General features: G+C 67.4%; 12 protein-coding genes. 5 read left to right on the top strand and 7 right to left on the bottom strand.

Going from position 1 to position 13,304, the window contains the following annotated elements:
• Positions 1–109: 109 nt before the first annotated feature.
• Positions 110–1,507, top strand: coding sequence for an MFS transporter (locus AX750_RS13620; protein ID WP_066722945.1), 1,398 nt, complete (start codon positions 110–112; stop codon positions 1,505–1,507).
• A gap of 122 nt (positions 1,508–1,629) precedes the next feature.
• Here AX750_RS13620 and AX750_RS13625 read toward each other — a convergent pair whose 3' ends face one another.
• From AX750_RS13625 to AX750_RS13655, 7 genes are all read right to left on the bottom strand, one after another.
• The gene (locus AX750_RS13625) at positions 1,630–3,066 is read right to left on the bottom strand and encodes a homospermidine synthase (protein WP_066722943.1); all 1,437 of its coding nucleotides are present in this window, start codon (positions 3,064–3,066) and stop codon (positions 1,630–1,632) included.
• 131 nt (positions 3,067–3,197) lie between these two features.
• Positions 3,198–4,025 (bottom strand): phosphodiesterase, encoded by an 828-nt coding sequence (locus AX750_RS13630; RefSeq protein WP_066722940.1) that lies wholly within the window; start codon positions 4,023–4,025, stop codon positions 3,198–3,200.
• Between the two features lie 173 nt (positions 4,026–4,198).
• A complete protein-coding gene (locus AX750_RS13635; RefSeq protein WP_066722939.1) occupies positions 4,199–5,530 on the bottom strand; it encodes an ABC transporter substrate-binding protein in 1,332 nt (443 codons plus the stop codon).
• An 11-nt stretch (positions 5,531–5,541) separates the two neighbouring features.
• Positions 5,542–6,405 (bottom strand): carbohydrate ABC transporter permease, encoded by an 864-nt coding sequence (locus AX750_RS13640; RefSeq protein WP_066722937.1) that lies wholly within the window; start codon positions 6,403–6,405, stop codon positions 5,542–5,544.
• Entirely contained in the window at positions 6,402–7,247 is an 846-nt protein-coding gene (locus AX750_RS13645; RefSeq protein WP_066723058.1) for a sugar ABC transporter permease, read from the bottom strand. Before AX750_RS13645 ends, AX750_RS13640 begins: the two co-directional genes overlap by 4 nt.
• A gap of 200 nt (positions 7,248–7,447) precedes the next feature.
• On the bottom strand, positions 7,448–7,984 hold the full coding sequence (locus AX750_RS13650) for an N-acetyltransferase (protein ID WP_066722935.1): 537 nt from the start codon (positions 7,982–7,984) through the stop codon (positions 7,448–7,450).
• Positions 7,985–8,219: 235 nt separating this feature from the next.
• Complete coding sequence (locus tag AX750_RS13655; protein ID WP_066722933.1) at positions 8,220–9,365, bottom strand: type III PLP-dependent enzyme; 1,146 nt, start codon at positions 9,363–9,365, stop codon at positions 8,220–8,222.
• Positions 9,366–9,931: 566 nt separating this feature from the next.
• Here AX750_RS13655 and AX750_RS13660 point away from each other — a divergent pair.
• The 4 genes from AX750_RS13660 (at position 9,932) to AX750_RS13675 (ending at position 13,301) form a co-directional block, all read left to right on the top strand.
• The gene (locus tag AX750_RS13660) at positions 9,932–10,144 is read left to right on the top strand and encodes a type II toxin-antitoxin system VapB family antitoxin (RefSeq protein ID WP_066722930.1); all 213 of its coding nucleotides are present in this window, start codon (positions 9,932–9,934) and stop codon (positions 10,142–10,144) included.
• Positions 10,141–10,530, top strand: a complete 390-nt coding sequence (locus AX750_RS13665; RefSeq protein ID WP_066722927.1) for a PIN domain nuclease — start codon at positions 10,141–10,143, stop codon at positions 10,528–10,530. Before AX750_RS13660 ends, AX750_RS13665 begins: the two co-directional genes overlap by 4 nt.
• A 117-nt stretch (positions 10,531–10,647) precedes the next feature.
• Positions 10,648–12,234, top strand: a complete 1,587-nt coding sequence (locus AX750_RS13670; RefSeq protein WP_066722924.1) for a glucan biosynthesis protein G — start codon at positions 10,648–10,650, stop codon at positions 12,232–12,234.
• Positions 12,235–12,338: 104 nt separating this feature from the next.
• The gene (locus AX750_RS13675; RefSeq protein WP_066722923.1) at positions 12,339–13,301 is read left to right on the top strand and encodes a glutathione S-transferase family protein; all 963 of its coding nucleotides are present in this window, start codon (positions 12,339–12,341) and stop codon (positions 13,299–13,301) included.
• Positions 13,302–13,304 lie beyond the last annotated feature (3 nt).

Consider the following 13,304-nt stretch of genomic DNA (forward strand, 5'->3'; position numbering starts at 1 on the left):
TTCCCAAAACCAGCGTTCTGGAATGGATCCCGGATCTCCGCTGCGCTGCGTCCGGGATGACGGCGCTGTTGGGCTCGGGTGCTGAAGCCTCCAACGGTTGGTGGTGTCGATGAACGCGGTCATCGAGACGGCGGCCATAGCACCCGCCCATTATCCCCCCCGCCGAGCCGTCACAGCCTGGCTGTTCTTCGACTGGGCGGCGCAGCCCTTCTTCACGCTGATCACAACCTTCGTCTTCGCGCCCTTCTTCGCCGCGGCGCTCGCCGCCGATCCGGCGCAGGGGCAGGCGCTGTGGGGCTATGCCACGGGCTTCGCCGGCCTGTGCATCGCGCTGCTCTCGCCGCTGCTCGGCGGCATCGCCGACCGGACCGGGCCGCGCAAGCCCTGGATCGCGGTGTTCGGCGCGATGCTGGTGCTGGGCTCGGGCGCGCTCTGGTTCGCGGTGCCGGGATCGCCCTGGGCGGTGCCGATCGCGCTGACGGGCTTCGTGCTGGCGACGATCGGGGCCGAGTTCGCGACCACCTTCAACAATGCGATGATGACGCGGCTGGTGCCGCCGGAGCGGCTGGGCTGGCTCTCGGGCACCGGCTGGGCGATCGGCTATCTCGGCGGGCTGATCTCGCTCGGGCTCACGCTGGCGCTGCTCGCGGCCGATCCGCTCACCGGCAAGACGCTGGCCGGGCTGGCGCCGATCCTCGGGCTGGATGCCGCCGCGCGCGAGGGGGACCGTTTCTCCGGGCCGCTGACGGCGCTGTGGTTCATCGTCTTCGTCGCGCCGATGTTCCTGTTCACGCCCGACACGGTGCGCTCGGGGCTGAGCCTGCGCGAAGCGGCGGAAGGCGGCGTCGGGCGGCTGATGGCGACCCTGCGCGAGCTGCCGCGGCTGCCCTCGCTCGGGCGCTTCCTGCTCGCAAACATGGTCTATCAGGATGCTCTCGTGGCGCTTTTCGCCTTCGGGGGCATCTATGCCGCAGGCGTCTTCGGCTGGCAGACGATCGAGATCGGCGTGTTCGGCATCCTGCTGACGGTGACGGGCACGTTCGGCGCCTGGATCGGCGGCCGGGTCGATGACGCGATCGGCGGCAAGACGGTGGTGCTGGGCTCGATCGCCTGCCTGCTGCTGGCTTGTGTCGGCATCCTGTCGCTGGCGCCCGATCGGATCCTGTTCGTGATCGAGGCGGCGCCGGCGACGTCCGGCGACGGGCTGTTCGGCTCGCTGCCGGAGAAGGTCTATCTAGGCTTAGGGCTTCTGATCGGACTCGTCGCGGGGCCGCTGCAGGCCTCCTCGCGCAGCCTGATGGCGCGGCTCGCGCCGCCGGAGCGCGTCGGCGAGTTCTTCGGGCTGTTTGCCCTGTCGGGGAAGGTGACGTCGTTCCTGGGGCCGACGCTGGTGGCGCTGGCGACCACGGTGTTCGCCAGCCAGCGGGCTGGGCTGGCCGTGCTGATCCTGTTCTTCCTCACCGGCGGGGCGCTGCTGGCGGGGGTTAGGGTACAAAGGCCGAAGTGACGGGCGAGGCCCTTGCCGTCATGCTCGGGCTTGTCCCGAGCATCCACGTCTTGACCGCCGCCCTCGACCAGCGAAGACGTGGATGGTCGCCACAAGGGCGACCATGACGGCGTCGGATGCTCTCAGCGAACCAGAATGTTCCGGAACTGCCAGGGATCGCTCTCGTCGATGTCTTCCGGGAAGAGGCCTGGGCGGCCATCGAGCGGGGTCCAGTCGGTATAGTAGCCGTTGACCGGGCCGAGATAGGGCATCTGGATCTCGAGGCAGCGGTCGAGATCCATCTCCTCGACCTCGACGATGCCGGCGTTCGGATTCTCCAGCGCCCAGACCATGCCGGCGAGCACGGCCGAGGTGACCTGCAGCCCGGTCGCCGTCTGGTAGGGGGCGAGCTTGCGGGTCTCTTCTGTGGAGAGCTGCGAGCCGAACCAGTAGGCGCCCTTCTCATGGCCGTAGAGCAGCACGCCCAGTTCATCGATGCCGTCGATGACCTCCTCCTCGTCGAGGATGTGATGCTCCTCCTGCGGGCGGCCGGCATTGCCGAACATTTCGTGCAGGGAGAGCACCGCGTCATTGGCGGGGTGGTAGGCGTAATGGCAGGTCGGCCGATAGATCGCCTTGCCGGTCTCGTCGCGCACCGTGAAATAGTCAGCGATCGAGATCGACTCGTTATGCGTCACGAGGAAGCCGTGCTGGGGACCCGGCGTCGGGCACCAGCTGCGGACCTTGGTCGCGGCGCCCGGCTGCATCAGGTAGATCGCCGCCTGCGAGCCGGTCTCGTGGGTGCGGGCGTTCTCCGGCATCCACTTCTCATGGGTGCCCCAGCCGAGTTCGGCCGGCTGGACGCCCTCCGAGATGAAGCCCTCGACCGACCAGGTGTTGACGAACACGCCCGGTGGCTTGGGGTTCTTCGAGCGCTGCGTGTCTCGCTCCGCGATGTGGATGCCCTTGACGCCGACGCGCTGCATCAACGCGGCCCACTCCTCGCGGGTGGTCGGCTGCGGCACGTTCAGGCGCATGTCGGCGGCGATGTTCAGCAGGCCCTTCTTGGCGAGCCAGGAGGCCATGCCGGGATTGGCGCCGCAGCAGGAGACGGCGGTCGTCGAACCGGGCGGGCGGGCGCGCTTGGCGGCGAGCGTCATCTCGCGCAGCGCATAGTTCGAGCGCTCGCCCGGGCCCTTGGTCTCGTCGAAATAGAAGCCGAGCCAGGGCTCGTTGACCGTGTCGATATAGAGCGCGCCGAGGCTGGAGCAGAGCTCCATGATGTCGCGCGAGCCGGTGTCGCAGGAGAGGTTCACGCAGAAGCCCTGCCCGCCGCCGGCCGTCAGCAACGGCGAGAGCATGGTCTTGTAGTTCTCGAGCGTCACGGCTTCGTGGATGAAGCGGATGCCCCGCTCGTCGAGGAGGTGGCGGTTCTGGTCGTCGGGCGCGATGACGACGAAGCGGCTCTTGTCGAACTTCAGGTGCCGTTCGATCAGCGGCAGCGTCCCGCGGCCGATCGAACCGAAGCCGATCATCACGATCGGGCCGGTGATCTCTCCATAGACGGGCCAGGTGCTCATTCTCGGGTTGTCTCCTTGGGATCAGCGGTGTTGGGGGTGGCCGCGCGGAGCCACCCCGGCTCCTAGGGGGGAAGCGTCCCCCAAGTCAAACATCAACCGCACAAGCGGTCGCCGCTGCGCCCTCGTGACGTCTAGTGGCTGCCGGGATAGTCGGCGTCGAGAACGAAGGGGTAGGGGCCGGGCGAGCGTTCGACGAAGGCCGTGTGCGTGACGAAGCCGGCGCCCTCGCGGAAGGAATGGAGCAGATAGGCCGGCGGCTCCATGTGGAAGGTCGAGGGGCTCGCCTCCGAGAGGTCGAGCGTGACGGCGTGGGTCACGCTCGGCGCGATCTGCGCGATCGTGCCGGCAAAGCGCGTCACGATCGGCCGGTGGTGGTGGCCGCAGAGAATGCGCTCGATATTGGGATGACGCGCGACGATCGCCGCGAACTCCTGCGCGCCGTCGAGGAGGCGGATCGCATCCATGTGGCGGATGCCGCAGTCGAAGGGCGGGTGGTGCATGAAGATCGCGACCGGCTTGCCGTCGGCTTCCGTCAGAGCCTTTTCGAGGAATGCGAGCCGCGTCGCGCAGAGCGCGCCGGCGCTCTTGCCAGGCAGCAGCGTGTCGAGGCCGATCAGGCGCATTGGGCCATAATCGGCGACGAACTGGACGAACCCGCCGTCGAGAACCTGGCGGGAATCGAGCGAAAGACCCGCGGTCAACGTCTCGCGGCGGTCATGGTTGCCGGGCACGAGCAGAACCGGGATGCCGAGCCCGTCGAGCATGGTGCGCAGCAGCGCACATTCCTCGGCCAGCCCGCAATCGGTGAGATCGCCGGTGATGACCAGCAGATCGGGCCGGGGCGAGAGCCGGGCGACGACATCGAGCGCGCGCTCGCTCAGCGCATTGGTCTCGGAGACGCGATAGGCGGGCTTGCCGCGCGGGCGGATATGCAGGTCGGTGATCTGGGCGATGAGCATGGCGGTGTCCGGATGCGACCTCCCCGTCATGCTCGCCCTCGTGGCGAGCATCCCCGTCTTGCGACGGCGAGGAGGAAAGACGTGGATGGTCGGGACAAGCCCGACCATGACGGTAGAAGGCGGTGATGAGGGTCATCCCCGGCTCGAGGCCGGGCATGACGTCGAACAAGCGTTCAGTTCGTCGGCAGCTTCAGCGCGGTCTGCTCGACGTAAGGGCGCATGATCTCGTCGGCGCCCTTCTGCGCGGCGACGAGGGCCTCCTTCGGCTGCTTCTTGCCCGAGAGCACGGCGGCCAGCTCGTCCTCGATCGCCTTGCGGACGGGGACGGTCTTGTAGGTGGCGAACCACGGCTTGGCGACGGCGAGCTGGCTCACGGCGATGCCGGCGTCGGGGTTCTTGGCGAGGAACTCCTTCATTTCCGGCAGGTCATAGGCGGCCTTGTTGGGGGCGAAGTAGCCGGTGGCGCGGCTCCACCAGCCGGACTTCTCAGGGCTCGTCATCCAGTTGATCAGCGTCCAGGCGGCCTTGCGGCGCTCGCCCTCGACGCCGGTCGGAATCACCAGCGAGGCGCCGCCGATCGGAACCTCGTTCTTCACGTTCTTCGGCACGAAAGCGACCTTGTAGGGGAACTTCGCGTTGTTGCGGATATGGGTCAGCGAGCCGGTCGAGAGCAGCATCATCGAGGCCTGGCCGGAGAGGAAGGCCGAGGAGACGGCGCCGCCCGCCTGCACGCCGGCCGGATGCACCTTGTGCTTGGCGATGAGGTCGGACCAGAAGGTCAGGGCGCCGAGCATGGAGGGGGTGTCGTAATAGACCTCGCCGCCGTAATCGACATTGAACCACTGGCCGCCATTGGAATGGGTCAGGGCCTGCAGGATCCAGCCGCCGTAGTCGTAGTTCGACGGCATCATCATGCCCCAGCGGGTGACGCGGTCTCCCTCGCGCTTGGTCAGCTTCTTGGCGGTGGTGACCAGCTCTTCCCAGTTCGTCGGCAGCTTGTCGGGATCGAGGCCGGCTTCCTTGAGATGGTCGGTGTTGACGTAGAGCAGCGGCGTCGAGTTGTGGAAGGGCACGCCGTAGACCTGCCGGTCGAGGACGGCGTTGCCGTGCAGCGCGTCGAAGAACTGGCCCATGAACTGGTCGTTGGTCTTGCCGTCGGCCTTGATCAGGCCGTCCATCGGCTGGATCTCGCCCTCGATCTTGAGGTCGAGCAGGAAGTTCGCGGACATGATGACGGCCGCCGGCGGCTTGCCGGCCTTCATCGCGGCGCGGGTCTTGATCAAGGTCTCGTCATAGGAGCCGGTGTAGACCGGGGTCGCCTTGATCGAGGGGTTCTTCTCGTTGAACTCCTTGATCATCGCGGCCATGTCGCGGGCGAGCTGGCCGTCGACGGGGACGGGGAAGAACAGTTCGATCTCGGTCGGCGCCTGGGCGAAGGCCGGCGAGAGCGCGAAGCTCGCGGCGAGCGCGGCGCCGGCGAGGACGTTGCGTCTGGTGGTTGTCATGGTGGCTTCCCTTACTTGATGCCTGAGGAGACGAAGGAGTTGACGAAGGCGCGCTGGAACAGCGCGAAGGCGATCAGCAGCGGCGCGCTGACCAGGAGCGTCCCCGCCGCGATGACGCCCCAGGCCTGTGCGCCCTCCGCCCCGCGGGTGAAGGAGGCGAGACCGACGGTGAGCGGGCGTAAGTCCGGCGAGTTGATCACCATCAGCGGCCAGAGGAACTCGTTCCAGTGGGCGGTGACGGAGACGATCGAGAAGGCGACGAGCGAGGGCTTCGCCAGCGGCAGATAGATGAAGCCGATGCGTTGGAAGACGCTGGCGCCGTCGATCAGGGCGGCGTCCTCGAGTTCGCGCGGGATCGCCCGGAAGGCCTGGCGCATCAGGAAGGTACCGAAGGCCGAGGCGAAATACGGCGCCATCACGCCGAGCAGGCTGTCATAGAGGCCGAGCTGCGCGATCGTCGTCAGATTGGGGACGATCAGCACGACCGGCGCCAGCATGAGCTGGAGCAGGAAGAGATAGAAGCAGACGGTGCGGCCGGGAAATTCGAGCCTTGCGAAGGCGTAGCCGGCGAGCGTGATGGTCACGATCTGCACGGCGAGGATGCCGAGGCTGATGATCGCCGTGTTCAGGCCGTAGCGCGGGAAATCGGCCGAGGCCCAGGCCTCGCGGAAGTTGGCCAGCGTCGGGATGTAGGACGGCACCAGCGACGCCATGCCGGCGCCGACGCTTTCCGGATTGAAGGCCGCGACCAGCATCCAGAGGAAGGGCACCATCCAGAGCGCCGCGATCAGCAGCGTCGCGGCATAGCCGAGCTTCGGCGTGATCTCGCCGGTCGAAACGCCGGTGCTGGCGTGGCTCATGCTCGCGGCGCTCATGGCTCCTTCTCCCCGAAGGAGCGTTCGAGCGTGCGCAGCGAGGAGGCGGTGACGACGAGCAGCAGCGCCAGCATCACCAGCGTGCCGGCGGCGGCGCGGCCGGCGTCGTAGTTCTCGACCGCCTGCTGGTAGACATAGAACAGCAGCAGATTGGTGGAGTCGGACGGGCCGCCCTTGGTCAGCACGAAGACATGGTCGACCTGCGTGACGACGTTGAGCAGGCCGATGACCAGCACGAAGCCGATGGTCGGCTTGAGATAGGGCAGGGTGACGTAGCGCAGGCGCTGCCAGGGGCCGGCACCGTCCAGGATCGCGGCCTCATAGGCGTCGGCCGGCACGGCCTGCAGCCCGGCGAGGAAGAACAGCATATAGTAGCCGGCGTTCTTCCAGATCGTCAGCGCCATGATCGACCAGAGCGCGACATCGGGATCGCCGAGCCAGTTGGGGCCGGAGAGGGCGAGCTTGGCGAGATGGTAGTCGAGCAGCCCGACATTGGGCAGGAACAGGAACAGGAAGATCGAGGCTGCCGCGACCAGGGGAATCAGCACGGGCAGGAAGAACAGGGCCCGGAACAGCGCATTGACCCGGCTCGACCGCGCCAGCGCCATGGCGAAACCCAGCGCCAGGACGAGGCTCGGGATCACCGTCCCGAGCGCGTAGACGAGGTTGTTGCCGAGCGCCTTGCGGAAGGCGGGATCGGCGAAGAGCTTGAGGAAGTTCTGCGCGCCGATGAAGGTCTGCGGGCCGCCGACGCGGGCCTGACCGTGCAGCGACTGCCAGAGGACCTGAACGACCGGCCAATAGGTGAAGAGCGCCAGGAACAAGAGCGAGGGCGCCAGCATCGCGAAGGCGAGCAGGGTCGCAGGGCGCGGCCGCCAGCGCGGCGCGCTCCAGTCCCTCGTCTTGCCCGCTGTCAGAACCGCCTGCGCCATGGACCTCCCCTTCGGGCGGGGTCATGGCGGGCGGGGACGACGGAGCGGCTACGTTTCGATGACGGATGCGTGACGGCCCCTGCGAAACGCCGTGGCCGCCACCTTTATCCTCAGGCGGCGCGGCGCGCGGGCTCAGCGGCCGGCGAGGCCTCGGTCGGACGGCCGGTGGCGACGAGAACGCCGCTCGCGCCCGCCAGCGCGCCGTCGCGCAGTTCGAGGCCGAGGAAGCGCTCGCGCTCGACCGGGCCGGGCATGGCGAGATCGCGGGCGAGATCGCCCGAGAAGCCGAAGCGCTCGTAATAGGCGGCGTCTCCGACGAGCAGCACGGCGCCATGGCCGCGGCAGGCGGCGCGCCAGATCGCTTCCCGCATCATGGCGCGGCCGAGACCTTCGCCTTGCAGCTCGGGCGCGACCGCGAGCGGGCCGAGCAGGAGCGCGGCCTTGCCGCCGGCCTCGACATGCCAGAGCCGCACCGTCGCCACGACGATGCCGTCGCGCTCGGCGGTCAAGGCCAGGCCTTCAGCCGGCAAACGACCCTCGCGGAGGCGCTCGCTCGACTTGGCGGTGCGGCGCTCGCCGAGGCAGCGGTCGAGCAGCGCCTCGCGGGCGGGGACATCGGCAGCGATTTCGTCGCGGATCGTGATCATGACGCACCTCCGGCCGGAGCGCCTGCGCGCAGCAGACCTTCCCGGCGCCGCGCGAACGCGGCCACAAGCAACAGGGATGTGGGGAAGAGGGTCCGGCGGGAGCCACGTCCGCCGCGCTTCCTTCTGGACGCGCGGACGCTCCGCCCGAAACCGCGGGCGGCCTGCCGATGACGGCAGGGCGCTTTGCCGGACCCGATGGTGGAGGGGCGCGGGTTAAGGCCGCGCCCCGATCACGTCAGATGACGTACTGCTTCAACGGCGGGAAGCCGTTGAAGGCGACGGCCGAATAGGTCGTCGTATAGGCGCCCGTGCCCTCGATCAGCAGCTTGTCGCCGATCTCGAGGCTGAACGGCAGCATGTACGGCGTCTTCTCGTACATGACGTCGACCGAATCGCAGGTCGGGCCGGCCAGTATGCAGGGCACCGTCGCATCGCCGTCACGGGCGCTGCGGATCGGGTAGCGGATCGCCTCGTCCATGGTCTCGGCGAGACCGTTGAACTTGCCGATGTCGAGATAGACCCAGGCGACCTGATCGTCCGCGGCCTTCTTCGAGATCAGGACGACCTCGGTCTCGATCAGGCCGGCATTGCCGACCATGCCGCGACCCGGCTCGATGATCGTCTCCGGGAGCTGGTTGCCGAAATGCTTCGACAGCGCCTGGAAGATCGCATCGCCATAGGACGGCACGCCCGGGATCGGCTTCAGGTAGCGCGCCGGGAAGCCGCCGCCGAGGTTGACCATCGACAGCGAGAGCCCACGGGTGGCGCATTCCTTGAACACCGCCGAGGCCGAGGCCAGAGCGGAATCCCAGGCGTTCACATTCGCCTGCTGCGAGCCGACATGGAACGAGATCCCATAAGCGGCCAGGCCGAGGCGATGGCCGTGCTCCAGCACGTCCGCGGCCATTTCGGGCACGCAGCCGAACTTGCGCGAGAGCGGCCAGTCGGCGCCGGCGCCGTCGCAGAGGATGCGGCAGAAGATGCGCACATCCTTCGCGCCGGTGGTACCGGCCGATCGGGCGACCTTCTCGACCTCGGCCGTGCAGTCGACGGCGAAGAGGCGCACGCCGAGCTCCATGGCGCGGGCGACGTCGCGCTCCTTCTTGATCGTGTTGCCGAAGGAGATGCGATCAGCCGTCGCGCCGGCCGCGAGGGCGAGCTCGATCTCGACGACCGAGGCGCAATCGAAGCAGGAGCCGAGCTTGGCGAGCAGGGCCAGCACCTCCGGCGCGGGATTCGCCTTTACGGCGTAGAAGACGCGCGTGTCGGGAAGGGCCCGGGAGAAGGCATGATAGTTCTCGCGCACGACATCGAGGTCGATGACGACGCAGGGCCCATCCTCGCGGCGGGTACGAAGGAACTCACGGATGCGCTCGGTCATGAGACGCGACTCCCTCCGGCGCAATCGGCGCCGATGCGACATGAAGCCGGCTTGATTCGATCGGGCGATTGGCGACGCGTTGGAAACGCCGCACATCACCGAACGAAACGTCCGGACCCTGGTAACCGTCGCTTGGGGAGACCCCGCACGCCCGGCAATGAAGGACAAGCCTCTTCGGTGCTGGTCTTTGGAGGACCAGCGAGACCAAAAAAAGCCCGTTCCGTCGTTGCTTTAAGCTGCGTCCCCCGTGGAGATTCGGGGTTCGCCGGTTTCGCCTCCGGCTGCCAGTCGCTGTTCGGTGACAGTTCCCCGGAGAAGGGAACCGGGAGCGTGATTTGAGGGGATATCCATCCCCCTCCATCCGTCTCCAACACCTGGCGGCTGTCCGGCCTCTTGTCCGGATGCCCACCGACCGGCACGCGGCCACAGGCACGTGCGAATTGGGTAAAGCGCATATACGGATGATGGCCCCCCGCTACAAGAGGTTTTTTGGGGTGCGGGGTCAAAATTGCGGACGAGATCGTCGATGTGTATGGTGTTGCCGGTTCATACACAGAGGGGCAGCGATGCGCACGAATATCGACATCGACGACGCTCTTCTCAAGGAGGCGATGGAGGTGACGGGGCTGCCGACCAAGAAGGCGACCGTCGAGGAGGCGCTGCGCCGACTCGTCAAGAACGCCGAACTGCGCCAGGTGATCAGCGATATGCGCGGTCTGGGGTGGGAGGGCGATCTCGACGAGATGCGCACGGACAGGCCCGCCGACCATCGCTCATGATCGTGGTCGACAGCTCTGTCTGGATCGCACAGCTGCGTGCGCAAAGCAGTCCATCCGTCGCCGCGCTGTCAGGGATGCCGTCGCCGACGCGGATCATCGTTGGCGATCTGGTCCTAATGGAGGTTCTGCGCGGCGCCCGCGACGAGCGCCACGCCGAAAGTCTCGAGTGGGCAATGCGCCGCTTCAGGGTCGAGCCGATGGTCGATGTGTCGCTCGCGCTGGCCGCCGCCCGGCATTCGCGCTTTCTGAGGGGGCGGGGAGTGACCATCCGCAAGACGATTGATCTCCTGATCGCCACCTTCTGCATCGAGCGCGGCCATGCCCTGCTCCATCAGGACCGGGATTTCGACCTGATGGCGCTGCACCTGCCGCTGACCATCGCGTAGCGCGAGCGAATTCTCCGTTCTTTCCGGCCCTAGACCGGCCCCATTTCCTCGCCTAAGTCACGGGCGTGCAAGCCTTCGGCGGCCGTCATCCGGCGGTCGCCAGACCACGGATCCGTCATGTCCACGATCGACCGCCGCCGCGTCCTGGCGGGGCTTTCAGCCGCCCTCGGTTTTTCGACCGCGCCCTCGGCCCTTCTGGCGCAACAGCCCGCCCCGCCGAGCGATGCTTCGGCCGAGCCGCCGCAACCGCGCTTCGGCTTCGAGAACGTCCTGCAGCGGGCGCGCGAGATCGCGGCGGTGCCCTATGATGCGGGGCCGACGCTGCCGGAGCCGCTGTCGCGGCTCGATTTCGATGCCTGGCGGGACATCCGCTTCCGGCCGGAGCGGGCGTTGCTCGCGCAGAACGGCAGCCCCTTCCGGATGCAGATGTTCCATCCCGGCTTCCTGTTCACGCGCCCGGTCGTGGTCAATGTCGTGCGCGACGGGGTGGCGACGCCGGTGCCCTATGCGGCCAATCTTTTTGACTATGGCCGGGTGCGCTTCGACAAGCCGCTGCCCGTCAATCTCGGCTTCGCCGGCTTCCGCCTGCATTACCCGCTCAACGATCCGCGCATCTTCGACGAGCTGATCTCCTTCATCGGCGCCAGCTATTTCCGCGTGCTCGGCCGCGAGCAGCGCTATGGGCTGTCAGCGCGCGGCCTCTCGATCGGCGCCGGCGTGCCGGGCGAGGAATTCCCGATGTTCCGGGAGTTCTGGGTCGAGGCGCCGGCGGCGAATGCCGAGCGGGTCACGGTCTATGCGCTGCTGGATTCGCCCTCCGTGACCGGGGCCTATCGCTTCCACATCTATCCGGACGTGGACGCCGTCGTCGATGTCGGGGCGACGCTGTTCCCGCGCAAGCCGATCGACAAGCTCGGCCTGGCGCCGCTGACCTCGATGTTCTTCACCGGCGAGAACGACCGCCGCTTCCACGACGATTTCCGGACCGAGCTGCATGATTCCGACGGGCTGATGATCCATTCCGGCACGGGCGAGTGGATCTGGCGGCCGCTGCGCAATCCGCGGCAGCAGGCCATCTCATCCTTCGTCGAGCGCAATGTCCGCGGCTTCGGCCTGATGCAGCGCGACCGTGTCTTCGAGCATTATCAGGACCTCGATCTGAACTACGAGCTGCGGCCCTCCTATTGGATCGAGCCGCAGGGCGACTGGGGCGAGGGCGTGGTCGAGCTGATCGAGATCCCGACGACCGACGAGACCAACGACAACATCGTCGCGCTCTGGGCGCCGAAGACGCCGCTGGAGCCCGGCCGCGAGTTCTCCTTCGGCTACAAGCTCACCTCGATGATGGATTCCAGCGACCTGCATCCGGGCGGGCGGATCATCAACACCTATCAGGCGAAGCCCAAGGCGCTGGGTTCGGGCGAGCCGGTCAATGCCGGCGCGCGGCGCTTCATCGTCGATTTCGCGGGCGGTGACCTCGACTATCACCTGAAGCAGCCGGAGAAGGTCGAGATCGTGCCGTCGATCGCCTATGGCCGGATCGATCGTGCCTTCATCGTGCCGAACCCCAAGACCAGCGGCTTCCGCGCCTTCATCGACATTGTCGTCGAGCCGGGGCAGTTGGCGGAGATGCGCGCCTTTCTCCGGAGCGGCGACAAGACCCTGACGGAGACCTGGAGCTATCCCTGGCGGGCCGAGAGCTGAGCGCGCCACCGGCGGGGCCGGCATCCGGGCAGCGGAACGAGGCCTGACCTCCAGGGTTTGTGAAGCGGGCCGGAGCGGCTCTGACGGAACCGAGGAGATTGCGCATGGGCCTGCTCGTCGACGGAGAATGGCGCGACCAGTGGTATGACACCGCCAAGAGCGGCGGGCGTTTCCAGCGCCAGGACAGCGCCTTCCGCAATTGGGTCACGGCCGACGGCTCACCCGGGCCGAGCGGCGAGGGCGGCTTCGAGGCCGAGCCCGGGCGCTATCATCTCTATGTCTCGCTCGCCTGCCCCTGGGCGCATCGCGCGCTGATCTTTCGCGCGCTCAAGGGGCTGGAGGCGATGATCGACGTCTCCGTCGTGCACTGGCTGATGCTCGACCAGGGCTGGACCTTCGCGGAGGGGCCGGGCGTGGTGCCGGACCCGATCGGCACGTCGCGCTACCTGCACCAGGTCTATACGCGGGCCGATCCGCGCTACACCGGCCGCGTCACCGTTCCCGTGCTGTGGGACAAACGGCAGGGGACGATCGTCAACAACGAATCCTCCGAAATCATCCGCATGTTCAACAGCGCCTTCGACGGCGTTGGTGCCAAGCCCGGCGACTACTATCCGCAAGCGCTGCGCGGCGAAATCGATCAGCTGAACGAGCGCATCTATGGCACCGTCAACAACGGGGTCTACAAGGCCGGCTTCGCGACGACGCAGGAGGCTTACGAGGAAGCCGTCGGCCCGCTGTTCGAGACGCTGGACTGGCTGGAAGAGCGCCTCGACGGCCGCCGCTTCCTCACGGGTGACGCCGTCACCGAAGCCGACTGGCGGCTCTTCACCACGCTGATCCGCTTCGACGCCGTCTATGTCGGCCATTTCAAATGCAACATCCGGCGCATCGCCGACTATCCGCGGCTATCTGCCTATCTGCGGCGGCTGCTGGCGGTGGAGGGCGTCGCGGAGACGATCGATTTCGGCCACATCAAGCGGCACTATTACGAAAGCCACCGCACCATCAATCCGACGGGGATCGTGCCCGTGGGGCCGGATCTGTCGGCGCTGGTCGGAGTCTGAGAC

Origin of the sequence: Methylobacterium sp. CCH7-A2, from assembly GCF_001557075.1 — a bacterium.
Classification (GTDB): domain Bacteria; phylum Pseudomonadota; class Alphaproteobacteria; order Rhizobiales; family Beijerinckiaceae; genus Allobosea; species Allobosea massiliensis.